General features: G+C 69.6%; 17 protein-coding genes and 1 pseudogene. 10 read left to right on the plus strand and 8 right to left on the minus strand.

Annotated elements, in window-relative coordinates:
* Nucleotides 1-87: 87 nt before the first annotated feature.
* The 4 genes from QSK05_RS30565 to QSK05_RS30580 all read right to left on the minus strand — a co-directional run bounded on the left by QSK05_RS30565 (nucleotide 88) and on the right by QSK05_RS30580 (nucleotide 6,091).
* Nucleotides 88-1,725: a polysaccharide pyruvyl transferase family protein gene (locus QSK05_RS30565; protein ID WP_285600852.1), complete on the minus strand. Its 1,638-nt coding sequence runs from the start codon at nucleotides 1,723-1,725 to the stop codon at nucleotides 88-90.
* The gene (locus QSK05_RS30570) at nucleotides 1,722-3,224 is read right to left on the minus strand and encodes a glycosyltransferase family 29 protein (RefSeq protein ID WP_285600853.1); all 1,503 of its coding nucleotides are present in this window, start codon (nucleotides 3,222-3,224) and stop codon (nucleotides 1,722-1,724) included. The genes QSK05_RS30565 and QSK05_RS30570 overlap by 4 nt, the downstream gene beginning before the upstream one ends.
* Nucleotides 3,225-3,412: 188 nt before the next feature.
* On the minus strand, nucleotides 3,413-4,969 hold the full coding sequence (gene crtI, locus QSK05_RS30575; protein WP_352303207.1) for a phytoene desaturase family protein: 1,557 nt from the start codon (nucleotides 4,967-4,969) through the stop codon (nucleotides 3,413-3,415).
* An 18-nt stretch (nucleotides 4,970-4,987) separates the two neighbouring features.
* Nucleotides 4,988-6,091, minus strand: a complete 1,104-nt coding sequence (locus QSK05_RS30580) for a polyprenyl synthetase family protein (RefSeq protein WP_285600855.1) — start codon at nucleotides 6,089-6,091, stop codon at nucleotides 4,988-4,990.
* 299 nt (nucleotides 6,092-6,390) lie between these two features.
* On the opposite strand from QSK05_RS30580, the gene metF reads away from it, so the two are divergent.
* The 4 genes and pseudogenes from metF to QSK05_RS30600 form a co-directional block, all read left to right on the plus strand.
* Nucleotides 6,391-7,296, plus strand: a complete 906-nt coding sequence (metF, locus tag QSK05_RS30585) for a methylenetetrahydrofolate reductase [NAD(P)H] (protein WP_285600856.1) — start codon at nucleotides 6,391-6,393, stop codon at nucleotides 7,294-7,296.
* A gap of 257 nt (nucleotides 7,297-7,553) precedes the next feature.
* Entirely contained in the window at nucleotides 7,554-8,225 is a 672-nt protein-coding gene (locus tag QSK05_RS30590; protein ID WP_285600857.1) for a CDP-alcohol phosphatidyltransferase family protein, read from the plus strand.
* 116 nt (nucleotides 8,226-8,341) lie between these two features.
* Nucleotides 8,342-8,509 carry a hypothetical protein gene (locus QSK05_RS30595; RefSeq protein WP_285600858.1) on the plus strand — a complete coding sequence of 56 codons (168 nt, stop codon included), beginning with the start codon at nucleotides 8,342-8,344 and terminating at the stop codon, nucleotides 8,507-8,509.
* Between the two features lie 50 nt (nucleotides 8,510-8,559).
* Nucleotides 8,560-8,869 (plus strand): annotated as a pseudogene (locus tag QSK05_RS30600) (Uma2 family endonuclease); the annotation flags it as partial.
* Between the two features lie 17 nt (nucleotides 8,870-8,886).
* Here QSK05_RS30600 and QSK05_RS30605 read toward each other — a convergent pair.
* The 4 genes from QSK05_RS30605 to QSK05_RS30620 form a co-directional block, all read right to left on the minus strand.
* Complete coding sequence (locus QSK05_RS30605) at nucleotides 8,887-10,386, minus strand: phytoene desaturase family protein (RefSeq protein ID WP_352303168.1); 1,500 nt, start codon at nucleotides 10,384-10,386, stop codon at nucleotides 8,887-8,889.
* A 2-nt stretch (nucleotides 10,387-10,388) separates the two neighbouring features.
* On the minus strand, nucleotides 10,389-11,756 hold the full coding sequence (locus QSK05_RS30610) for a glycosyltransferase (RefSeq protein WP_285600861.1): 1,368 nt from the start codon (nucleotides 11,754-11,756) through the stop codon (nucleotides 10,389-10,391).
* A gap of 62 nt (nucleotides 11,757-11,818) precedes the next feature.
* Nucleotides 11,819-13,081, minus strand: a complete 1,263-nt coding sequence (locus QSK05_RS30615) for a carotenoid biosynthesis protein (protein WP_285600862.1) — start codon at nucleotides 13,079-13,081, stop codon at nucleotides 11,819-11,821.
* Nucleotides 13,078-13,836, minus strand: coding sequence for a monooxygenase (locus QSK05_RS30620; protein ID WP_285600863.1), 759 nt, complete (start codon nucleotides 13,834-13,836; stop codon nucleotides 13,078-13,080). Before QSK05_RS30620 ends, QSK05_RS30615 begins: the two co-directional genes overlap by 4 nt.
* Nucleotides 13,837-13,910: 74 nt before the next feature.
* Between QSK05_RS30620 and QSK05_RS30625 the strand changes: the two genes are divergently transcribed.
* From QSK05_RS30625 to QSK05_RS30650, 6 genes are all read left to right on the plus strand, one after another.
* Entirely contained in the window at nucleotides 13,911-14,924 is a 1,014-nt protein-coding gene (locus QSK05_RS30625) for an o-succinylbenzoate synthase (RefSeq protein ID WP_285600864.1), read from the plus strand.
* 428 nt (nucleotides 14,925-15,352) lie between these two features.
* Entirely contained in the window at nucleotides 15,353-15,961 is a 609-nt protein-coding gene (locus QSK05_RS30630) for a DUF6504 family protein (protein ID WP_285600865.1), read from the plus strand.
* Nucleotides 15,962-16,249: 288 nt separating this feature from the next.
* The gene (locus QSK05_RS30635) at nucleotides 16,250-16,684 is read left to right on the plus strand and encodes an SAV_6107 family HEPN domain-containing protein (RefSeq protein WP_285600866.1); all 435 of its coding nucleotides are present in this window, start codon (nucleotides 16,250-16,252) and stop codon (nucleotides 16,682-16,684) included.
* A gap of 7 nt (nucleotides 16,685-16,691) precedes the next feature.
* Nucleotides 16,692-21,338, plus strand: coding sequence for a DNA polymerase III subunit alpha (locus QSK05_RS30640; protein ID WP_285600867.1), 4,647 nt, complete (start codon nucleotides 16,692-16,694; stop codon nucleotides 21,336-21,338).
* Nucleotides 21,335-22,648: a DNA polymerase IV gene (gene dinB / locus QSK05_RS30645; RefSeq protein ID WP_285600868.1), complete on the plus strand. Its 1,314-nt coding sequence runs from the start codon at nucleotides 21,335-21,337 to the stop codon at nucleotides 22,646-22,648. Before QSK05_RS30640 ends, dinB begins: the two co-directional genes overlap by 4 nt.
* Before the next feature lie 115 nt (nucleotides 22,649-22,763).
* Nucleotides 22,764-23,150 (plus strand): SCO2097 family morphological protein, encoded by a 387-nt coding sequence (locus tag QSK05_RS30650; protein ID WP_231484785.1) that lies wholly within the window; start codon nucleotides 22,764-22,766, stop codon nucleotides 23,148-23,150.
* Nucleotides 23,151-23,601: the final 451 nt, after the last annotated feature.

Consider the following 23,601-nt stretch of genomic DNA (forward strand, 5'->3'; position numbering starts at 1 on the left):
CACAAAAAGCTCCCCGTCGTCACTCCTGATACAAGCCCTTTCGGGAGAGTAACCTTGAACGCCCTGGTCAGCCACCATCGGTGGTGATCAACGGGTGGGTATGACCCGTAACGGCTCGGGCACAGCGGCCAGGTTCTCCAGCGTGACCTCGAACAACCGCTGTTGCAGCTGCCCGATGTCGGCCACCACGCTCGCCCGGTTGTCGAGCAGATGATCGGTGAGTTCCTCGAGCCGCCGGCCCAGTTCGGGCTCGTTCACCGGCACGCCCCACTCCTCGCGGCCGATGTCGGCCAGGAAGTAGGTCAGCTTCGGGTGTGAGACCAGGCTGATGATCGGGGTACCGCAGCCGAACGGCACCATCCCGGCGTGCCCGCGCATCCCCGCCACCAGAGCGGCGCGGCGGTAGGTGGTGTGGATCTCCTCGACGGTCATGTCGTACATCGGGATCACTGGCAGCGTCAGGCCGTGCTCGCGGCGCAGGTCGTTGACGAAGATCTCGTCGTCCACGCAGTGCGCCGCGTACCGCACCTCGGCCCGGTTCCGGGTACTCAGGATCCAGTCGCGCATCCCGGCCAGGAACTGCCCGTACCCGTCGCCGAAGCGCCGGTTCGACCGGTCGTAGGCACAGTTCAGCAGTACCGGCCCGGTCTCGCCGTCGTCGGCCGGCTCCGCCTCCCAGGCCGGGCCGCCGAGCTTCGAGATGACCGTGGTCGGGCAGGGCTGCCAGCGCACCTTCTCGGCCAGCGCGTCCGGCAGGAGAGCTCGTACGCGCTCCACCGACCCGGCGTTGCGCAGACCGACGAACCCGGCCCTCTCCACCAGCGTGCGCAGCGAGGTGCCGAACCGGCTGCCGTCGAACTCCTGGCCCTCGAACGTGTTGTAGCCCACCGCCCAGACCACCAGCGGCACCGTGATCCGGCGCAGCATCTCGTCGGTGATGTTCCACTGCCAGCCGGAATTCCCGTTCGGCGCGGTATCGGGCAGGAACAGCCCACCGCCACCGAGCACGAGACCGTCACCGGCGTTGACCTGGGCGAGGCGCTGCTCGTCGAACAGCTGGTGCACGTGCACATCCCACCAGCGGGGGAACGAGACCGGCTTCTTCAGAGCGCTCTTCGCAAGCCCCTTACGGGGTTTCGGTTCGTACTCCAGATCGAAACCGCGCCGCACCGAGTCGACCAGGGCCAGGTCACCCGCGTTGCCGTGCGGGTCGGCGTGGAAGGCGGCGTGCGCGACCATGCCGGTGGTGTCGCCCAGCGCGTTCGCCGTCGCCTCAGAGTTCTCGTTGCGCCGCAACTGAATCCGGCAACCTCGCAGGCCCGGGTCAAGTTCCAGACCCTCCAGGGCGAACTCTCGCCCCCGAACATGATCATGACGCACCCAGGCGACCTCGGCGAGCTTGGCCAGGGCATCCGGGGCCTGACGCGCGTCCAGGCTCGCCAGGAGAAGATGGGCGTTCGCCGTGTCGTAGTCGGAGACCGCGGCCAGGCTCCGACCGGCTTCGAGATGATCTGCTGCGGAAGGCCTCTCCGGTAATTCTTCACGTGCCAGCCGGGCGGCCTCCTGGAAGCTGCCCTCCTTGCGCAGTTCGGCCAGACGGGCATTCCAATGGGGGACGCCGATGGGCACCGATGCGGTCGGGTTGTCCGGTGCCACGGTCAGGTCGGGATCTTTCTGCACCGAGATCGTGTCGTCCTTCGTGACGTCGCCGGGCCGGGCGGTCATCGCACTCCGATCGCGTGGTCGTCGAACTGTTCCAGCCGAGGCGTGAGCCAGGCCATCTCGGCATGGGTGAAGTCCTGTTCCGGGCGGAAGCCGATCAGGTCGACCACCTCGCACACCGCCAGCAGGTCGAGTAGCCGGAGCACCTGGTAGGTGTCGGTCTGCAGGGGTTGTTCCGCCGTGCCGGCCATGGGTTCCGTGTCGTCCTGCACCGGGTTGCGCAGCGGCCGGCGCAGGGCCTTCTCGGCGATCGCCGACTGACGGCCCGGGACGAGCTGCGAGCGCACAGCTGTCAACCAGTCGCCGGGACCCTCGGCCTCGTCCAGGTCATCGGTGACGTCGGGATCGTCGGAGAGGATCAGTCGCAACCGGGTCTGAGTGTTCCAGCCCATTTTCGCGTCGTGGCGGATCACCTGGACATCGGTGCGCGCACCGCCGTCCGCCGGGCTGTTGCGCGTGGGGCCGAACCGCACCACCACGTCGTAGTCGTCCACCCGCTCACCCTGGCCGGAACCTCTCAGCCGCTGAGCGTCGTCCGTCACCAGGCACACCCGTTTCCCGGCCAGTCGCTGGCGCAGGTCGTTGAGCCGCAGCACACTCAGGTTGCGGGCATCGTTCTCGGCCAGCGGGGCTGGGTACAGGGTTGCGTACCGCTGCCAGCGGCTCACGTGGTGCAACACGTCTTGCAGGGTGGGCCGGGCCAGCTCGGCGACGGGAAGAGCCAGCACCTGATCCAGCAGGGTGGCCACCGCCGCGTCCAGTTCCTTGCGTGGGGTGGGCCGGTTCAGCAGCCTCAGTAACATCTGCATCTGTTCCCGTAGATTCGTGCCCGCCCGGAGCGCGGCATCCAGCACGGTGACCAGGCGCAGGCGCCGGTCGTCGCGTTCTTCCAGAGCCTTCAGCTTGTCCTTCACTCCCAGACGGTCGCCGGAGGTGAGATTCAGGTACGACTGATGGGCATGCATGGCTGTCGGCAGATCACCGGCATGCTCACCGGCGAGGGCCCGCTGCCGCCACGATGCCCGTGACGCGGGCCGGGCAGCCAGCAGTACCTCGGTGATCTCCAGGCTGAGGTGCGGGTCTTTGCCCCGAGCCGTCTCGGCCAGCTTCAGCAGCTTCTCCACCAGGGACGGAAGCGCCTCGACCCAACTGCGTTCGCCCGAAGTGATCGCGACCGAATCGCTTCCTTGTCTCAGGGCCTGCGCGGCCCTGGTGATCTCGGTCAGCGGACCGCGTACGGACTTCGGCCGCGCCGCCAGGGATTCCGGTTCTGCCCACCGGGAAGCGGCTTTGAGGAACGGCCGGTTCACCGTCTCGGCGACCTCGACTTGGCGAGCCAGTCGCGCGGCCTCTTCATGGGCGGCCTGAGCAGCCGCGGCCGCAGCGGCCCGGCGTTCGGCCTGTGCCTCCAGCCGGGCCTCAGCGATCGCCCGGGGCGTGAGTTTCCGGATCTCCGCGATCGCTCGCGGCGTCAGCTGATCGAGCTTGTCGATGATGCTCATCGGCGTGCTCCCGAGAGGGTGTGAAGACTGACAGGCTGGCATACGCCGGAGAGACTATCGGTGTGGTCAGACAGAAACAGAGAGTAGTGAGAACGGGGGAGGGGCGTCCTCCGTACCCATGACTGACCGAACCGCCGCACACCCACCACCGGTGGGCATACGCGTCCTCAATTCGCTCTGAAAGCCCCTCAGCGCCATGCCCGCGATGCGTACACCGGATCGGGCCCGGTGATCCGCTCGGCCGCCAGCCGCCCCGACACCAGCACCATCGGCACCCCGACCCCCGGCTGCGTGCCCGAGCCGGTGAACACCACGTTCTCGCCCCACAGGTTTCCCGGGCGGAACGGGCCGGTCTGGAAGAACGAGTGCGCCGCGGCGAACGGGGCGCCGCGCTCCATGCCGCGTTCCTCCCACTCCAGCGGCGTGGTGACGTCTTCCACCTCGATCGAGTCGCCGAAACCCTCGTACCCGTGCGACTCCAGCTGGGCGAGCACGTGCTCGCGGTACACCGGCTTGAGGCGCTTCCAGTCGATCGGCGAGTCCAGGTTCGGCGTCGGGAACAGCACGTAGTAGATGTCCCGGTTCGCCGGCGCGAGCCGGGCGTCCGAGGCCGTCGGGTTCGTCACCAGGAACGACGGGTCGCTCATCAGGCGGCCCGACGTCAGCTCCTCGAACGTGCCCTTCCAGGGGCCACCGAAGTGAATGTTGTGGTGGGCGGCGTTCGGCCAGTTCTGCCGGGTCCCGGCCAGCATCAGGTAGCAGGACGGCGAGTAGGTCAGCCGCTTCACCCGGAACGGCGTCTTGCCCAGCAGATCCCGGTAGGCGACGGGGAGGTCGGGGTTGAGCACCACCACGTCGGCGGGAATGCGCTCGCCGTCGGACGTGATCACGGCGGTGGCCCGGCCGCCGGAGTGCTCGACCTTCGTCACCTCGGTGCCGTACCGGAACTCCACGCCGTGCTTCTTCGCCGCGGCGGCCATCGCCGCCGGCACCGCCGCCATGCCCCCGGCCGGGAAGTACACGCCCGCCACCGAGTCCATGTAGGCGATCACCGCGTACAGGGCCATCGCGTCGTAGGGCGACAGCCCCGCGTACAGCGCCTGGAACGAGTAGATGCGCTGCGTGCGGTCGTCTTTGAGGAACTGGCCGACCTTCGGCGCCATCCGCCGGAAGCCACCGATCGCTGTCAGCTTGGCCAGGTTCACCGTGAGCAGGTCGAGCGGGGAGTCGATGTTGCGGTCGATGAAGTCCCGCATCTCGTACTTGTACAGCCGCGACACGAACTTCACGTAGCGCCGGAAGCCCGCCGCCTCGTCCGGCCCGATGACGCGCTCGATCTCGTCGGCCATCCGGTCCACGTCGGAGTGCACGTCGATCGAGGAACCGTCGGCGAACGTGGTGCGGTACAGCGGTTCCACCGGCTTGAGGTTCAGCCAGTCGGCCATGTCCTCACCGAGCGAGTCGAAGCAGTCGGCGATCAGATCGGGCATGGTCAGCACGGTCGGGCCCGGGTCGAACCGGTACTCGCCGTTGCCGTTCGGGGCGCTGATCGCGCGCACCGCGGCCCGTCCGCCGGGCACCAGGTCGCGCTCCAGCACGATGATCTGGCGGCCGGTACGGGCCAGGCGCATCGCGGCCGAGAGCCCGGCCAGACCGGCACCGACGATCACCACGGTGTCGGTGGGGCCGGTGACGGTGCGGGGACCCTTGCGCCGGGGAGCGGTGTTGAAGCGGTTACGGCTCATGGAGGTGAGAGGCATTAGTCACTGCTTCCTTGCTGTGGCCGCGACGACCAGGCCGGCCAGCACGTCGCGGGCCGGTCCGGGAGCGAGATCGGCTCCTGCGAGTGCGGATTCGGCCTGGGCGGTGGCCGAGGTAATCATCTGCTCGATCTGCGTCACCGCACCGGTCTCCACGATGATCTGGCGCAGGGTGTCCACGCCGGCCTCGTCCAGGGCCGGATCGCCCAGCAGGCGGTGCACGGTCGCGGCCTGGGCCGGTGTGCTGTTCTGAAGGGTACGGGCGACGAGCACGGTGCGCTTGCCCTCCCGCAGGTCGTCACCGGCGGGCTTACCGGTGGTGGCGGGGTCACCGAACACACCCAGCACGTCGTCGCGCAGCTGGAACGCCTCGCCCAGCGCCAGGCCGAACTCGGAGTAGACCGCCAGCAGTTTGTCGTCGGCCCCCGCCGCGCTCGCACCGATGAGCAGGGGGTGCTCCACCGAGTACTTGGCGCTCTTGAACCGGATCACTCTCAGGGCACGCTCTGCCATCACGGCCGGATCCTTCTCCGGCAGCACCTGGCTGAGCACGTCGAGGTACTGGCCGCCCAGTAGTTCGGTGCGCATCGTGTCGAACATCGGCCGGGCCCGGGCCAGTTGTTCCGCCGACAGGCCGCTGGCGGAGAACAGCTCCTCGGTCCAGACCAGGCACAGGTCGCCGGCCAGCACCGCTCCGGCCAGGCCGAACGCCTCCGGGGCGCCGTTCCAGCCCTGCTCACGGTGCTTGCTCTCGAACCGCTTGTGCACCGCGGGCATCCCGCGGCGCAGGTCGGAGGCGTCGATCAGGTCGTCGTGGATGAGAGCGGCGGCCTGGAAGAGCTCCAGGGCCGAGGCTGCCTTCACCGCGGCCTCGCAGTTCTCACCGCCCGCACCGCGCCAGCCCCAGTAGAGGAACGCCGGGCGCAGGCGCTTGCCCGCGCTGGTCATCACCGAGACGGTGTCGGCGATCTCGACGCACTCCGGGGACACGTCGGCGAGCTCGAGCGAACGGCGGGCCAGGAAGTCCTGCAGCGCCGTGTCCACCCGCTCCCGCAGATGCTCCGCCTGCAGGGGATGGCTGCCGGCCGAGGGTGCGAGCGACGTCATGCTGGCGGGTCCTTCTTCCGTGCTGCTCCTGCACCCGTGCGGTGGGAGACGCGTGGGGCCCGGCGTGTGGGCGGCCGGGGTCCCACCTTCTCAGGTCCGCCCGCCCGCTGCGCGCCGGGTAGGGGCCTATGACTCTGGTGAGAACGACGTTTTTCGCCGGTTCATCCGCGATCCACCCTGAACGTGACCACCTGCTGACCTGTTCGTGATCAACTTCGGCTCATTTCGGCGTCGTCCCGTTCCTGATCATGCGCGCTGCGGCCGGGGTGACGGACGACCGCACGCGTAAACTCACCGGCATGCCCCAGGACCGACCCGCCCTGCACGAGCAGCTGCACGAACTCATCGCGACCCAGCGCCCCTCGATCTCCTTCGAGTTCTTCCCGCCGAAGACGGACGAGGCGGAGGCGACGCTCTGGCAGTCGATCCGTCGGCTCGAGCCGCTCAACCCGACCTTCGTGTCGGTGACCTACGGGGCTGGTGGGTCGAGTCGGGACCGCACCACACGTGTCACCCAGCGCATCGCGCAAGACACCACGCTGACCCCCATGGCCCACCTGACATGTGTCGGTGCCAGTCTCGCGGAGCTGCGTGGCGTGGTTGCCGACTATGCGGCGGCGGGGGTGAAGAACGTTCTCGTGGTGCGGGGCGACCCGGCCGGTGGGCCGCGCGCCGAGTGGGTGCAGCACCCGGGGGGTCCGCGGTACGCCGTCGAGCTGGTCTCGCTCGTGCGTGAGCTGGGCAACTTCAGCGTGGGCGTCGCGGCCTTCCCCGACATCCACCCCGCCAGCGCCGATCTCGATGCCGACGCGCGCGTGCTCGCGATGAAGGCGGAGGCCGGCGCGCAGTTCGCGATCACCCAGATGTTCTTCACGCCGTCGACCTACTTCGAACTGGTCGACCGGGCCGCGTCCCTGGGCTGCACCATCCCGATCATCCCGGGGATCATGCCCGTCACCAACGTCAAGCAGGTCACGCGCATCGCCGAGCTCACCGGTGTCGCCATTCCCGATGTCGTCGTCGAGCGGCTGCACGCCGTTGCCGACGAGCCGGCGGCGGTGCGGCAGGTGGGCGTCGAGATCGCCACCGAGCTCTCCCGGGAGCTGCTCGACGGGGGTGCTCCCGGGTTGCACTTCATCACGATGAACCGGTCCACGGCGACGCTCGAGGTCGCCGAGGCGCTGGGGCTCACCACCCGGGTCTAGGGGTTTTGGTGCTGTTTTGATGCTTGTGGACGTCTACCGGCCCGCATCTCCCGGGTCGCCTGGGGGAGCGGGTGGGCCGGGGAGGGCTTCGCGGGGCTCGTCCTGCCGCCCACATGCGACCGTGCGTCGACCCCTCGCGGAAATCGCTGGCGGTCGAGGATGCTCGTGACCGGTCGGCTTTCCTCCCGTCTCCGCAGCCCCACCCTCACGGAGCCCTCGGTCTCCAGGTGTCGTCCTCTGCTCCCTGGATCGCCCTGATGTCGGAACGGCCTGACCCGGAACGGCCCGGCCGGGTGCCCGGATTCGCGGAATGGTCTGCCCTGCACGGGAACGCCGCGCCCACCGGTCTGGTCGGTGGCTGGCTGCGCTTTGTCTATCTGACGGCCAAACCGCTCGTGATGCTGCGGATATCGCCGCATGTAGTGACGCTCTTCGGTCTGCTCGTGGGGGTGTGCGCCCTGGTGCCCGCTGCGGCGGGATCCCGCTGGCCCCTGCTCGCCGCAGCGCTGATCGGCCTGTCCGCGCTGCTCGACGGGCTGGACGGGGCCGTCGCCGTGCTCAGTTCCCGGGTCTCGTCCTTCGGGGCGCGGCTGGACCGGGTCTGTGACCGGTGCTCGGACATCTGTTTCGCAGCCTGTCTCTGGCTTGCGGGCGGGTTCTGGGTCTGGTGCGTGGCCGGTGCCTGTTTGGGTCTGCTGCACGAGTTCACGCGATCGTGGGCCCGTCATCGGGGAATGACGTCGATCGGTGTCGTGACGGTGTCCGAGCGGCCGACACGGGTGCTGGTGGCGGCCATGTTCGTGCTGGCGGCGGGGGTTTACCCGGCGTCGGCCGGAACCTGGGCCACGGCGGGGGGAATCGTCATGACGGGGGCCGGCGCCACTGGGTTGTTGCAGCTGGTTGTGGTGGTCCGGCGGGGGATGTCGTAACCTCCTGGGTTTCTTGATCGTCGGCGTGCATTCCCCGGCTCACACGATGTTCGGGTTATCCACAGGTGTCTCTCCTGCCCGGTGAACTAGCTGCTGCGGTCGGCAATCTCGTTGACATGGCGAAAGACCCGAAGCGGCCGGGGCCGATCTACGACAGGGTGATGCGACGCCTGGCGGAGCCGAACGTGCAACGGCTCTGCGACTGGGTCGGTGTGCCGGTGGTGATCGAGGCGATCGGTGCGGCGGCCGACCCGGACGACGTGGAACGCATCCTGGAGCGTTGAGCAGGCAGGCGAGGATGGTCGCGTTGTGGATGTGCTGATCGGCGGGGGTGCCAGATGTGACGGTTTATCGCGCCGACACGATCGACGTCAGCCCGACCCGGCCCGAGCACGTTCTGCTCGTCGTCGACGTCGTTTCTCCTGGTTCGGAGACCACCGACCGGATCGTGAAGGCGGAGCAGTACGCCCGGGCGGGAATTCAGTTCTACTGGCGGATCGAGCAGGCCGCTACCGGGTGTTCCTCTGGCGTACACGTACGTTCTTGATCCGGCTACGGGGCGGTACCGCGACGGTGAGGTCTTCACCGGTGTTCTGAAGGTGACGGCTCCCTTTCCGGTGGAAACAGACCTCAGCCAGATCTGACGGTTCGGTACCGGCGGTCAGGCTTTGCCGATGAGGTCGGAGACGATGGCGGCGGAGAGCCCGACCAGGGGGAGGCCGCCGCCGGGGTGGGACGAGCCGCCGACCAGGAACAGGCCGGGTACCGGGCTGCGGTTGCCCGGGCGCAGGAAGGCCGATCGCGCGCCGTTGCTGCTCGAGCCGTAGATCGAGCCGCCGGTCGAGCGGGTGTTGCGTTCCAGGTCGGCAGGGGTGCGGATCTCGTTCCAGAGCAGGCGGTCGCGCACGTCCAAGCCCCGCTGCGCCATCAGCCCCAGGATCTTCTGGGCGTACGACTCGGCGAGACCGGGAGCGTCCCAGTCCATTCCGGCGGCTGGTTCGTGGCGGGGGGCGTTGACGAGCACGAACCAGGCCTCGTGGTCGTCGTCCGGGCGCAGCGCCGGATCGTCCGGGGCACTGATGTACACCGTGGGATCGGGCACCGGTGAGGGTTTCCCGGCCTGTTTCCCGGTGCCGAACACGTGGTCGAACTCGGCGTCGTAGTCGGTGGGGAACAGCACGGTGTGGTGCCGCAGGCCGGGCGTGCGACCCCGCAGGGCCAGGAGCATGACGAAACCCGAGAGCGAGGGTGATGCCTTCGCGAGCGCGCGCCGCCCGCCCTTGCCCTCAGCACCGGGCAGCAGGTCGCGGTACAGATGGGCTGCCTCGACCCCCGACACCACCACGTCGGCCGGCAACGTCTCGCCGCTCTCCAGCCGCACCCCCTCGACCTGGGGGGAGGCGATCACCTGCTCGACCGGCGACGAGGTGAGGATCTTGACGCCGTGCGATGTTGCCCGGTCGGCCACGGCCGCACCGAGCTGCCACAGGCCGCCGGGGATGTACCAGGAGCCGAAGGCGTGCTCCACGAACGGCACCGTGGCCAGGGCCGCTGGGGCCCGGCGCGGGTCGGAGCCGGTGTAGGTGGCGTAGCGGTCGAGGAACATGCGCTGCTCGGGAGCTTGCAGGTACTGGCGGCCGAGGCCACGCAGGCTGAGCCAGGGCGCGACCGTGCGGATGTCGGCCGGGTTGCGGGCCAGCCCGAGCAGCGTGCGGATCCCGTCGAGGGGTGACTCCAGGAACGGGTCACGGGTCAGGTCCCAGATGCCGGCTGCGCGCCGGTGGAACGCCGTCCAGTCCTGCCCGGCTCTCGGACCGAGGGCCTCGGCCCAGGCGCGGGAGACCCCGCCCGGTCCGCTGCCCGGCATGTCCAGCTCGAGCCCACCGGGAAAGCGGTAGTGGCACGCCGGATCGAGGGGCACGAGCTCGAGCACGTCTTCCAGCGGCTTGCCGGTCTTCAGGAACAGGTCGCGGTAGACCGCCGGCAGCGTGAGCAGGCTGGGCCCGGTGTCGAAGCCGAACCCCTCCCGCCGCAGCAGGCCGAGCTTGCCGCCGATCTGTTCGGCCTGCTCCAGCACGGTCACCTGGTGGCCCAGCGCCCCCAGACGGGCCGCGGCGGACAGCCCACCGAGCCCGGCACCGACCACGATCACCCGGGCCATGCTCAGCGGCTCTCGGTCGAGTTGGCGGGCCGGTCAGGTTCGGCAGACTGGTCGGGTTCGGCGGGCCGGTCAGGTACGGCGGGCCGGTCAGGTACGGCGGGCCGGTCAGGTACGGCGGGCCGGTCAGGTACGGCGGGCCGGTCAGGTTCGGCAGGCTGGTCGGGTTCGGTGCGCAGGTCTGGTGCAGCAAGCTGGTCAGGTTCAGCGTGCAGGCCCTGGAAGATCTGGTTGGTCACGGTGCGGTGTTCCGCCATCGATGCTCCCGACGCGCCTGGCACGAAGACCGGCTGCCGGGCGGAACCGCCGTCGATCGATCGCCCGCGCCACGACAGCTCACCGCGACTGCTGGCCCGCACCGACCGGCCGACCAGCCAGCCGAACACCCCGATCGACGCCGGGTGCGCGAGCGCGTCGGGCAGTGAGCGGCCGTCGGTACGCTCCGCCACCAGGTAACGGCCGATCACGCCGGCCAGGTAGCCGCTGAAGCCGGTCAGCGAGCCGGTCAGCGCAGCGATGGGTGGCACCAGGTAGACCACACCCAAGCCGGCGACGACTGCCCCGGCACCGGTCCGGCCACCGAAGGCCGACCAGAGTGACTTGGTGTAGCCGTCGCGCAGTTCCGCCCAGTCGCCGTACATCCGGCAGACCGCGAGATGGGTGCCGTCGACGACCCCGCCCCGCCCTCCGGCCGCCTTCACAGACCGCAGCAGGGCGATGTCGTCCAGCACCGCGCCCCGCACCGTGGGAGCCGCGTGCCCACCACTGTCGCGGTAGATCTCGGTGTCGACCACCAGGAACTGGCCGTTGGCTGCGGAAAGGCTCGCCCGCGGTGAGTTCTCGGCCTTGTGCAGAGGCAGGGTGGTGAGCCAGGACCACTGCAGCAGAGGCTGCACGAGACGCTCGCCCGCGGTACCGGCCAGCTGACGCGGGTACGGCGAGACCAGTTGCAGGTCAGACTTTCTGAGCAGGTTCACTGCAGCGGCCAGAGCATGTGGTGCGAACAGCACATCAGCGTCCACGAACACCAGCACCGAACCCGACGCCAGCCGGGCCCCGGCGTGGCAGGCGTTCGGTTTACCCAGCCAGCCCTCGGGCGGATCCCCAGCGCTGAGCATCCGAACCCGCGGATCCCCGGCCGCCGTGGCCCGCACCACATCGACCGTGCCGTCCGTCGAGCCGTCGTCGATGACGAGGATCTCCAGGTAGGGCACCCGGATCTGGTCGAGCAGCGACGCCAGACAGGGCGCCACCCGCTCGGCCTCGTTACGGACCGGCAGCAGCACGGTGACGCGCTCGCCGACCTCGTCCGGGTCGTTCCCCGGCTGTCGTAACGCCCGCAGATTGAACGCCGTGTGCACGGTCAGTCCCATGGCGGTCAGGCTTCCCACCCGCACCAGTCCGCGCCAGACAGCGCGTGCCGTACTCCGTCTCGTCAACGTTCCCCGATCCGTGCGGTCGTGTCCTTGAAATCGTCGTCCTGGTCCGGCCTGTTGCCGGAGCCAGGCCTACCGCCGGCGCCGGGCCTACTGCCCGAGTCTGCCCAACTGCCGGGTTCAGGCCAGCTCCCCGAGCCTGCCCGCTTTCCGGGATCAGGCCTATGCCCGGAGCCGGCCCGCTTGCCGGAGCTGGGCCTATCGCTCGAGCTGGGCCTATCGCTCGAGCCGGGCCTACCGCCTGTGCCCGTCCTGGTCCCCGGTCCGGTACTGCCGGATCCCGATTCGTGCCCGGTCCGCGATCTCTGGCCCGGTCTGCCGCCCGGCACAGTGCTCTGCTCGCGGGCGAGGTCCTGACCACGGTGGTCCTCAGGGGCAGGGTTCGGCTCCTGGGAGGGCTCGCGATCCGGCCCGGTTCCTGGCTCGGTGCCTGGCCCGGATCCTGGTTCTCCGTCGGGTTCGGCTCCGGCGACCGCGATCAGGTGGCGTAGATAAGGCAGGACCGTCAGGCCCATCACCAGGCCTCCGTAGACCCCCACCCAGGGCCGGCCGAAGAAGAACAGGTTGGCCACGGCCGACCCGAGCCAGGTCCAGGCCAGCACGGAGGCGGCAGGCCATTCCCAACCTCGCCGACGGTCCGGACGGTCGGGCAGCGCGCGGTCGAGCGCGGCGACGATGATCAGCGCCACCAGCAGCCAGCCCGCGTAGTTCGTCAGCGGGATGCCGGGCACACCGGGCAGCGCCGGGTGTGGGTCGGCGAAACGCCAGGCATCCTGCGCGGTCATCTGTGGGTCGAGGTAGAGGTCCCAGGCGGCGAGGGTGAATCCGCCGAGCAGGACCGTGCGCGCCCGGCTCCTGGTCCCGCCGAGGCCGGTGGCCAGGCGACGGCCCAGCAACAGAGCCGGATAGGCGATCATCGTCCAGGCGATCGGGACCAGCACCGGTACCCCGACGACCTTCAGGCCCAGCCGGCCGGTGTAGATGTACTCGCCGAACGGATATCCCGTGTGCACGCCGATCGTCTCGGCCGCCAGTCCGATGCCGCCCGCGACCGCGAACAGGATCGCGGCGTGCCGAGGACTCCAGCGCAGGGCGGCGTGCAGCACCCCGGCCGAGGTCAGCAGCAGCACACTGAGCACGGTGACCACGCGCAGGGGAGCACCGGACAGCAGCGGGTAACTGATCTGGGTCAGGACACCGGCGATCAGCAGGCCGATCACGATCTGCCCCGGAACGTCCGGTGCTGTCGACTGCCGGTTCATTCTTCCCCCCGCCGGCTGGGCTCCGGCGCGGTGCCCCGGAAGGATCCGAAGGTCCCGGTGACCGAGTGCACCTCGAACCGGGCGAAAAGTTCTTCCGCGTACCAGCGCTCGGGCCCGGTGCGACGGACCACGTCGAGGTGGCTGGCCCGGTGGTAGGCGAAATCGTTCAGCGCGGACGACGATTCCCACAGGGAGAACGTGCCCTGAAGACCGATCGGGGCCTCCCCGATACCGAGCGCCAGGCGTAGACCGGCGACGGTGGACAATTCGGCGGAGACCGGAGGGACGGAACGCCAGAAGCTCATCGCCCGACTCGGTCGCAGGCGGGCCCGGGTGATCGAGGCGACCTGGACGTCGTCCGCAATTCTTCGTGGTGCCGGTGACCCGAACGGCTCGGTGCGGGCCCACTCACCCCGGCTGGTCAGAGGGCTCATCGTGATCTCGAGACGCTCGGAGGCCAGGGCGTTCCAGCGGCGGTGGACCCCACCCTCCGCGAACGCGGTGGCGTGCTCCGGGCTCTCCCAGACGGTCAGCAAACCCCAGTGCCGGGGATCGGCGTCGCGCAGGGTGAACGTGCGCCCGTCGCCGGTACCGAGAAGTTTGGCGAAACGCAGCCCGGGGACGGACCGCAGCGCAAGGCGCTCGGTACCCATCCGGAGCAGCGCCAGAGGTAGGCGGGAGATCGGCACGCCCCAGACCGTGAGCACCACGTAGGTCATGGGGTACTTCACCACCCGTCTCGCCGGAGTCGTCATCCTGCTCTCCCAACCAACGGCCGCAACCTTACGCGGGCCCGCCGACAGTCTTGGCGCGGGCGTAATCTGCCCAGGTGACGGCTCAGGCAGACTTCTCGGTGGCGCCCTACGCGATCGGGTTGACCGACCGCTTCCGGGGGATCACCGTGCGGGAGGGGGTCCTGCTGCCGGGCCCTCACGGATGGGGCGAGTTCTGCCCGTTCCCCGAGTACGACGACGCCGTCGCGTCCCGGTGGCTGGCGACGGCGGTGGAAGCCTGCACGGTCGGCTGGCCGGCGCCGGTGCGTGACCGGATCCCGGTGAACTGCATCGTTCCGGCTGTCACCCCCGAACGCGCCGCCGAGCTGGTGATCGCCTCGGGCTGTGCCACCGCGAAGGTCAAGGTGGCGGACCGGCCCGGCTCGCTCGCCGACGACCTGGCCCGGGTCGAGGCGGTGCGCTCGGCGCTCGGCCCGCACGGGGCCGTCCGGGTGGACGCGAACATGCGCTGGGACGTCGACGAGGCCGTTCACGCCCTGCGTGAGCTGACCCGGGTGGCGGGGGAGCTGGAGTATGCCGAGCAGCCCTGCCGCACCGTCGAGGAGCTCGCCGAGGTGCGTCGCCGGGTGGAGGTGCGGATCGCCGCCGACGAGTCCATCCGGCAGGCTGCCGACCCCACCCGGGTGCGGCTGAGCGAGGCGGCGGACGTCGCGGTGATCAAGTGCACACCGCTCGGAGGCGTACGCCGGGCCATGGAGGTGGCCGAGTCGACAGGACTGCCCTGTGTGGTCTCCTCGGCGCTGGAGACCAGCGTGGGTCTGGCCGCCCAGGTGGCCCTCGCGGCGGCGCTCCCGGAGCTCCCGTTCGCCTGCGGTCTCGGCACGATCTCCCTGTTTCGCGAGGATGTCGCCCGTCCGGGTGAATCTCTGCGCCCGGAAAGTGGTTTCATCCGGGTTCCGGCTGCTGCGCCGGTGCCGGACCAGACCGTCCTCGCCGGGGTCGAGATGGTCGACCCGGTGCGTCGGGCCTGGTGGCTGGCGCGTCTGGGACGGGCGATCGACGGCTTGGCCGACCCGTCCGCGGTCCCGTCGGCGTGGCGCCTGGCCTGAGCCGGCGACCTGCCCGGCCCGTCGGCATCCGCACTCCCACCCTCGGTCGCTCATCGTCGACGAGCCGATACTCAGCGTCGTCCGAACGGGGGCGCATCTGTGGTTGACGGACTCCCGGGCGACCGGTGTACATTCGAATCGTTCGAACATGTGTTCGAACGGGCTCATCGGGGATCACAGCGCGCCGGCTGCCCTTGGTGAGTTGGTCGGTGACGAGGCGAACTCGACCCCGCCTCGTCACCGGCCGTCCCGGTGTCATGTTTCACCGGCCTGCGGAGAGGGGGACCGTAGGCCGGTGGCAGCCCGTCTTCCCCCGGGCCTGGTTGCTCCGTAAGAGTTTTCGTGCGGCATCCGGATCAGCGTCAGGTATCAGTCGGCACATCGATCCCAGTCGGCAGCGGTAGCGGGAAGCGTAGGTGTAGAACGAAATGGCTCGTCGGGTAAGTGAATTGGTTGATGTCCGGGTCGTCCAGGAAACGGGTGACGCGCCGATGGCCTTCCTCTGGCGCGGTCGTCTCTACGTGGTGCGGGAAGTTCTCGGGCACTGGCACGAGCGGCGCGACTGGTGGTCCACCGCCGCCGCGCGTGCCCTGCACGGTGAGGACTCGCACGGCCGGCGACCCCCGGTCCCGGAAGAGCCGTCCTTCGCGGTCTGGTCCGGACAGCCGTCCGGATCCTCCGGCGAACTGCCTGGCGGAGTGCCCGGCGGTATCCCTGGGCGGGCCCGCGAAGACCAGCTCGAAGACGTTGTCGGCAGGTCCCACAAGCATTCTCGCCATCGGTCTCGTGGTGGGGCGGAGCGAGGTGCCGAACGGCCCGGTTCGGCCCGGCGTCACTCCGGGCCGGCGGGAGCACCGGCTGGATCGGCCGGGCCCGCCGAAAAGCCCCACGAGTTCATGCTCGACAGCGAGTGCGAGGTCTGGAGGGTGGAGGCGAGCACCGGGCGGGCCTTCGGCAGCGGGGTGTACGACCTCTCCCGCACACCGTCCGCGGAGCAGTCGGCCGATTCCTGGCGCCTGCTCCAGGTCGCCGACTGAGCGCCCGCGAATTCCGGCCCGATCTTCATGACCGACTCCGGAACCACTTCTGGACCCAAGGATTCTGGTCCCGCGGAATCCGGTCCACCGGCGAGTTCTGTGCCGCCCCGTCAGAAATCCTCAGCCCCGGGAAACCCAGGCCCGTCAGGGCCCACGCCACGGACGGCACCATCTCCGCAACTCCCACGAGTTCCACCGTCGTGGCGGCCCTTTCATCAGGGTCACAGCGGTGCCGTACCCGATCGTCCGTCCGAACGTCCTGAACGTCCTGACCCCGAGGAGGCCGACATGTCGGCAACCACTCTGGCCCGGCCGCCCGTCTCGACCGCGGCGCGGATGCTGCTCGATCGTTCCCGGGCCGGCCTGGCCCAGGCCTGCGCGTCGCGCACCGCGTCCGAGCGCTACGTCACCGCACATCTGGCGGCCCTGCGGGCCGCGGCCGCGGTGCTCGCGGTCCGCAGTCGTCCCGGGGGCCGGGGCGGGCCCCGCAGCGTCTGGGAGGTCCTGCCCCGGGTTGCTCCTGAACTGGGCGAGTGGTCCTCGTTCTTCGCCTCCACCGCCTCCCGCCGGGCTGCGATCGACGCCGGCCGCACTGGCGTCATCAGTGCCCGCGAGGCCGACGATCTGCTGCGCGAGGCAGAGGCTTTCCACCATCTGGTCGAGTCCACACTCGGCCTGCCCTACCAGCAGGTTCTCCCGTTGACCCTGCCGAGCTGCGAATGACCACGAGATGCCGCACCCCTTCACCCACCTGCACGTCGCCTCCGGGTACTCCCTCCGGTACGGCGCCTCCAGTCCGCGCCAGCTGGTCGAACAGGCCGTCTCCGAGGGCCTGACCTCCCTGGCACTGACCGACCGCGACGGCCTCTACGGCGCGGTCAAGTTTGTCAGCTCCTGTAAGGAAGCCGGGATCGAACCGGCCCTCGGTGTGAATCTCGCCGTCGAGCCAGTACTTCCGGTCGGCGGAAGGCGGCGGGTACCCGCCGGGCAAGGCATTCCGGGACCCGTCCGACGGGTCCCGGTGCGGGGCGGTGCCAGCGTGGACCCTCGTCTTCCCCGGGTCACCGTGCTGGCACTCGCCTCCGGCCCTGGCACCGGACTGCAGCCGGGCCAGGGTTGGGGTCGCCTGTGCCGGCTGGTCACCGCCACCCATCTGAGAGGTGAGCGGGGCCGGCCGGTCAGCACCGTCGAGTTGATCACCGAACAGGCCCAGCTCGACGGCGTCCCCGCGCTCGTCGTCCTGCTCGGGCCCGATTCCGAGTACGGCCGGGCGGTGCTGGCCGGTCGTGCCGATCTGGCACGGGCGGTGCTCGATCACTGGCGTGCCCTGCTGCCATCTGCCTGCCTGGCCGTGGAGATCGTGTATCACCTCGGGCCGCAGGGGGTTCCGGGAAGTCTTGGGCAAGCCGCGCGGATGCTGAACCTGGCCCGCCAGTACGGGGTTCCGGCCGTCCTCACCAACGCCGTGCGACACGCCGGCCGCGACGGTGCGGTCACGGTCGACGTGCTGGACGCTGCCCGCCGACTGGTCGCCATCGACTCCCGGCACCTCGACCGCACCACCAGCGAGGGCTACCTCGTCGGCGCCGCCGAGATGACCCGCAGGGCGCACGACATCGCGGTCGCGGCCGGTGCCCCGGCGGCAGCGGGGCAGATGCTGGCGCTGACCGAGTCGCTGGCCTCGCGTTGTCTGATGAACGCGGATCGCGAGCTCGGTCTCGGCGAGGCCCACCTGCCCGAGGCCCGGGTACTCGGTCTGGAGGGCAAGGACGCACATGCCGAGCTACGACGGAGGTGCTTCGACCAGATCAGCACCCGCTATCCCCGGACGAGCCGCCGTGAGCGGGAGCGCATCGACGAGCGGCTGAATCGGGAACTGGAACTCGTCTCGGCCCTGGACATCCCCACCTACTTCCTCACCATCGCGAAGGCCTGCGACCTCATCCGGGAGATGGGCGTCCGGGTCGCGGCCCGGGGCTCCGGTGCGGGCAGTCTGATCAACCATCTGCTCGGCATCTCCGGGGTCGACCCGCTGCGGCACGACCTGCTGATGGAGCGCTTCGCCACCCGGCACCGCGCCCAGCTGCCCGACATCGACCTGGACGTCGAGTCCGACCGGCGCACCGACGTGTACGAGAGACTGCTCGACGTCTTCGGCGGCGACCGGGTCAGCTGTGTCTCGATGATGGACACCTACCGGGCCCGGCACGCCATCCGGGACGTCGGCAACGTGCTCGGCATGCCCCCCGGCGAGGTCGACACCATCGCCAAGTCGTTCCCGCACATCCGGGCCCGGGACGTCCGTTCCGCCATCGCCGAACTGCCCGAACTACGCGCCTCCGGGCTCGCCCATCCTCGCCTGGGATTGCTGTTCGACCTGGTCGAACGCCTCGACGGGCTGCCCCGGCACGTCGCGCTGCATCCCTGCGGGGTGCTGATCTCGGACAACCGGTTGCTCGACCGCACACCGGTCGAGGCCAGCTGGATGGGTTTCCCGATGAGCCAGTTCGACAAGGACGATGTGGAGTCGCTCGGGCTGCTCAAGCTCGACATCCTCGGTATCCGCATGCAGTCCGCGATGTCCTACGCGATCCAGGAGATCGCCCGGGTGGACGGTCCGGACACCGTCGCGGCGGGGAAGCACGACGAGACGTCCGACTTCATCGACCGGACCGGCCTGATCGACCTCGACGCGGTGCCGCACGACGACCCGGCCACGTTCTCCCTGATCCAGAGCACCCGCACGCTCGGCTGTTTCCAGATCGAGTCACCCGGCCAGCGGGAGCTCGTGGGCAAGTTCGCTCCCGAGACCTTCCACGACCTGATCATCGACATCTCTCTGTTCCGTCCCGGCCCGGTGAAATCCGACATGATCACGCCCTTCCTGCGGGCCCGGCAGCGCTGGGACGAGCCGGAGTACCTGCACCCGGCTCTCCGGTCGGTTCTCGAAGACACGTGTGGGGTGGTCGTCTTCCACGAACAGGTGCTGCAGATCGTCAGTATCGCCACCGGCTGCGGCCTGGACGACGCCGACGAGTTCCGGCGGGTGATGGGGGTGTCGGCCAAGCACGAGTCGAACGAGGCGTGGTTCCGTCACCACGCCGCCCGCAGGCGCACCTCCGACGGTGATCGCGTGTTCGACGACCATGCTATTGATCGAATATGGGCAGTTTTGAAAGCTTTTGCATCGTTCGGGTTCTGCAAGGCTCATGCCGCGGCGTTCGCCTTGCCCACCTACCAGTCGGCCTGGCTGAAGGCCCACCACCCGGCGGCGTTCCTGGCCGGGGTGCTCACCCACGACCCGGGCATGTATCCCAAGCGCCTGATCCTCGACGACGCCCGCAATTTCGGCATCACGGTGCTCCCTCTCGACGTGAACCACTCCGACGGTTCCTACCGGGTGGAACGGCTCGACGGCGAGCAGGAGGAACCGGGGTCGCTCTACACCACCCCTTCCTCCGAGCTCCACGCCCCGTTCGATGACGGTGCCGCTTCTGTCCTTGCCGGTGACTCCGTGAACCCTGGGGTGTCCGGCGTCCTCACCGCACCGATCGCTCCCGCCGTGTCCGGACGGACGGCTCTGGCCGATCAGAACGTCCTGACCGGTCTGCCCACTCCGGCATGTCCGCGCACCTCGTCCTCCCGCGTCTCGCCCGTCCCGATAGACCTGCTCGCCCCGGCTGCCCACGCTCCGGCGGCTCAGAGCGGTGCTCTGGTCCTTCCCGACGGCAGCCCGTACGGGATCCGCCTGTCCCTCGCCGAGGTCAAGGGCATCAGCGAGGCCGAGGTGGAACGGGTGGTGGCGAACCGTCCGTACCAGTCGCTGGCCGACTTCTGGCAGCGGGCCAGAATTTCCCGGCCGATCGTGGAGAGGCTGATCATTACCGGCGCTTTCGACTCCCTCTACGGCCTGAGCGATGCCCTGCCGGTGCCGGCTCGCGGGCGTACGACCCGCCGCGACCTGTTGCTGCAGCTCGCCGACCTGGAGCGGTGGAGCCGGTCGCTGGAGAAGGGAAGGGCCGGGGGCCGGAAGAAGAAGGGCCAAGGCCTGTCGACCGGAGGATCCGGAACGACTCGGCCACCGGAATCGGGCACCGGGAGCTGGAAGGGGCTCAGGGGCGAGGACCGGAACGGGAGCAGAGCCGGGAACAGCGGCGGAGCCAGGGACGGTCTTCAGAACGGGAGCAACCGGAGCGGTAGCGACGGGGACGGGAACGGAGACAGGAACGGAGACAGCAGCGGTGTCCGCCGGGCCGCCGGGCTGCAGTCGCAGTCGGCGTTACCCGTGGTCGCGGCGCAGGACCAGTCCGTACAGCTCGCGCTCGACCTGGGTGACACCCCGGACCAGATCGTCCCGAGCGGTCTGCCCGAGATGACCAACGCCGAGCGCACCCGCGCCGAGCTGGAGGTGCTGGGGCTGGACGCGAGCCGTCACGTGCTGGAGTTCTACGAGCCGATGCTGGAGGCGCTCGCGATCACCCGGGCCCGCGACGTGCGCGGGCGGCGCAGCCGGGCGGAGATCCTCGTCGCCGGGGTGAAGGTGGCCACCCAGACCCCACCGGTCCGAACAGGCCGACGCGTCGTGTTCCTCACCCTGGACGACTCGACCGGCCCGGTCGACGCGACCTTCTTCGAAGACGTGCAGGGTCCGTACGCGGGCACGGTGTTCCACTCCTGGCTGCTGGTGGTTCGGGGCGTGCTCCGCAAGACCGGGCGGCGCGGGGTCTCGCTGCGTGCGACCGGGGCCTGGGAGCTGCCGGTGCTGTGGGAGGCCTGGGTGGAGTCCGGGCTGGCGGGAGTGCTGGAGATCCTCCATGCCGACGAACCGACCGAGCGGAGGTCCCGGCGTCCTCTGCCGGCCGGACTGCCGACGGCAACCTTCTCCGCGGGGATCGTCCCGGCTCAGGTGGGGGAGGCGACCCCCGGCCGGGTGCTCGGCATCAGCCGGGACGACGGTGCGCTGCCCGGTGCCGGGCCCACCGACTGGGAGGCGCCCAGCGGCCTGCCCAGCGGAGACCGGAACAGCTACGGCTCAGGGGAGAGAACCGGGAAAGAGGGAGCGCCGTTCTCGCGCCGCGTGATCGTGCACCCCAGCGGTTACCGGCAGTCGCCCTACGCGGACCTGAGACCACCGGGCACGGACATCCGGGAGACCCGCCGGATGCAGGCCACCGAGCGTGAGGCGGCACACGGCGAACGCCGGCGCCGGGAGGAGGAACGCCGCTACCGGACCCGGACGGAGGGGGCCCAGGGTGTCACCACGGTGCCGGAGACATCGGAGAAGCCGGAAGACCTCCGTCGTCAGGAGGAGTCCCGCCGCCGGCGTGAGCCTCCCCGCAAGCTGTGGCACTCCAGCCCCGGAAGCTCCGGACGGTGAGCCGCCGTACCTACCGCCGGACGGGCGCAGGTCTGTCGCAGGACGACAGCGGATGCCTGATCCTGCATGCGGACATGGACGCCTTCTACGCGTCGGTCGAGCTGATCGACCGTCCGCACCTGCGCGGGCAGCCGGTGATCGTGGGCGGTGGAGGCCGGGCGGTGGTGCTCTCGGCCACCTACGAGGCCCGGCGCAGCGGTGTCCACGCGGCCATGCCGATGGGCCGGGCCCGGCGGCTCTGCCCGGAAGCCGTGGTGATCGAGCCCGACCACGACCGGTACGCCGAGGTCTCGCGCGGGGTGATGGAGGTCTTCCGTTCGGTGACGCCGCTGGTCGAGCCCCTGAGCCTGGACGAGGCATTCATCGACGTCTCCGGCGCCGTGCGGGGATCGGGTACGCCGTCGCAGATCGCCGCGGTGATCCGCGACCGGATCGCCGACGAGCAGCGCATCGCCTGCTCGGTCGGGATCGCGGCCACCAAGTTCGTGGCCAAGCTGGCCTCGGCCCAGGCCAAACCGGACGGCGTGCTGGTGGTGCCTCGCGACGAGACGGTGACGTTTCTGCACGGACTCCCGGCCGGTGCGCTGTGGGGGGTGGGGGAGAAGACGGAGGAGGCGCTGCGGCGGCTGGGGCTGGTGACGGTCGCCGACATCGCCCACACCCCGAAGGCGACCCTCCGCCGGGCGCTGGGCGACGCCTCGGGTGCCCATCTGCACGACCTCGCCTGGGGTCTCGACCCCCGTCCGGTGGTGCCCGAGACGGTCGAGAAGAGCATCGGCAGCGAAGAGACTTTCAGCACAGACATCGATGACCCCGGAGTGATATCCCGCGAACTGCTGAGGCTCAGTGAGCGGGTGGCGGCGCGGACCCGGGCGTCGGGGTTGGTGGGGCGCACCGTGGTGATCAAGATCCGGTTCGCCGATTTCAGCACGATCACCCGTTCGCGCACGCTGCCGGAGCACACCGACCTGGCGCGGGTCCTGCACGCCACCGCGCTCGCCCTGTACACCCGGCTGGGCCTTGACCGGGCCCGGTTGAGGCTGGTCGGAGTGCGTTTGGAAGGGCTGAGAGAGGCGTCGGAAGGGCACCACCAGATGACGCTGGACGAGCGTCCCCGAGGATGGCACGAGGCGGAGCGGGCGGTGGATCGGGCCAGTGCCCGGTTCGGTGCGGGTGCGGTGCGTCCCGCCAGCTTGGTGGCACAACCTGCCGCGACGGAGGAAGTAGCCCAGCACCGCCGCGCCCCCCGTTCCGGCGACGGTCAGGGCCCCCTCCGGTATCAAGCCCGACATCCGTATGGCCGAGAATGAGGAGACCATCCGGGTGGGATGGCCGATCGGCTTTCGCGGTAGGCGTGTGCGACCTATTCTGTGACCATCGCCGGAACGCATGTAGAACGACCGGTGTGACCGTCAGGAGGTCGAAGTGCCGCTCTCCGATAACGAGCAGCGTCTGCTTGAGCAGATGGAGCGCGCGCTCTATGCCGAGGATCCGAAGTTTGCCTCGGCAATGCGTGGCGCCAACCGACGGCCAGGGGCCGGTCGGCGGCTTGCTATTGGGGGCACGGGTATCGTGCTCGGGCTCGTAGTGCTCGTCTTTGGCGTGGCCAACAACAACATCCCGGTCGGGGTGCTCGGCTTCGTCTGCATGCTCGGTGGTACGGCTTATGCCGTTTCCAGTAAGCGCAGAGGGCCAGTAGGCGTTGTCAATGCGGCCGGTGCCGTCCGTCCCCCGGTGAAACGCAAAGCCAGCAAGGGCAGCTTCATGCAGCGCCTTGAGCAGCGCTGGGATCGTCGCAGGGACGAACGCTGATCAGCAATGTGGCGCTGATCAGCACCGCGCTCCTGTGAACACGTCAGACAGCACATGAAAGATGCTTGACGGCAAGGGGCCCCGCTCCAGCGGGGCCGACAAGCTGAATGCAGGGTTCATGGAGGCGGTACCGCACTCGTGCGGCGCCGCCTAGCGCTGTTTGGCTGGTGCGGTGACCACGAACGAGCACAGGGCACGCCCAGGCTCACGGGCGCGTCCCCAGACTCTTCGTTCGTGATCATGCAAAACCTCCCCCGTGTTCTAGAACTCTGACATGGAGAGTTATAGAACGCCGGGGAGGTTTTGCATGATCACGAACAGGGGGGCGGGTTAGTACGGTCGTTGCACCAGTCCTGATGGTGGTGGAGGGTGCTTGTGCCGGGTGAACGGTTGACGTTTGGGGAGCGGGTCGCGATCAGCGCGATGCTGCAGGAGGATCGGACGTTCCGGT

Origin of the sequence: Kineosporia sp. NBRC 101731, assembly GCF_030269305.1 — a bacterium.
GTDB lineage: Bacteria > Actinomycetota > Actinomycetes > Actinomycetales > Kineosporiaceae > Kineosporia.

Excerpts from the sequence above, each read along its gene's own strand:
- QSK05_RS30565 (WP_285600852.1), bottom strand. The coding sequence starts at position 1,725 with ATGACCGCCCGGCCCGGCGACGTCACGAAGGACGACACGATCTCGGTG.
- QSK05_RS30570 (WP_285600853.1), bottom strand. The coding sequence starts at position 3,224 with ATGAGCATCATCGACAAGCTCGATCAGCTGACGCCGCGAGCGATCGCG.
- crtI (WP_352303207.1), bottom strand. The coding sequence starts at position 4,969 with ATGAGCCGTAACCGCTTCAACACCGCTCCCCGGCGCAAGGGTCCCCGC.
- QSK05_RS30580 (WP_285600855.1), bottom strand. The coding sequence starts at position 6,091 with ATGACGTCGCTCGCACCCTCGGCCGGCAGCCATCCCCTGCAGGCGGAG.
- metF (WP_285600856.1), top strand. The coding sequence starts at position 6,391 with ATGCCCCAGGACCGACCCGCCCTGCACGAGCAGCTGCACGAACTCATC.
- QSK05_RS30590 (WP_285600857.1), top strand. The coding sequence starts at position 7,554 with ATGTCGGAACGGCCTGACCCGGAACGGCCCGGCCGGGTGCCCGGATTC.
- QSK05_RS30595 (WP_285600858.1), top strand. The coding sequence starts at position 8,342 with ATGGCGAAAGACCCGAAGCGGCCGGGGCCGATCTACGACAGGGTGATG.
- QSK05_RS30605 (WP_352303168.1), bottom strand. The coding sequence starts at position 10,386 with ATGGCCCGGGTGATCGTGGTCGGTGCCGGGCTCGGTGGGCTGTCCGCC.
- QSK05_RS30610 (WP_285600861.1), bottom strand. The coding sequence starts at position 11,756 with ATGGGACTGACCGTGCACACGGCGTTCAATCTGCGGGCGTTACGACAG.
- QSK05_RS30615 (WP_285600862.1), bottom strand. The coding sequence starts at position 13,081 with ATGAACCGGCAGTCGACAGCACCGGACGTTCCGGGGCAGATCGTGATC.
- QSK05_RS30620 (WP_285600863.1), bottom strand. The coding sequence starts at position 13,836 with ATGACGACTCCGGCGAGACGGGTGGTGAAGTACCCCATGACCTACGTG.
- QSK05_RS30630 (WP_285600865.1), top strand. The coding sequence starts at position 15,353 with ATGGCTCGTCGGGTAAGTGAATTGGTTGATGTCCGGGTCGTCCAGGAA.
- QSK05_RS30635 (WP_285600866.1), top strand. The coding sequence starts at position 16,250 with ATGTCGGCAACCACTCTGGCCCGGCCGCCCGTCTCGACCGCGGCGCGG.
- QSK05_RS30640 (WP_285600867.1), top strand. The coding sequence starts at position 16,692 with ATGCCGCACCCCTTCACCCACCTGCACGTCGCCTCCGGGTACTCCCTC.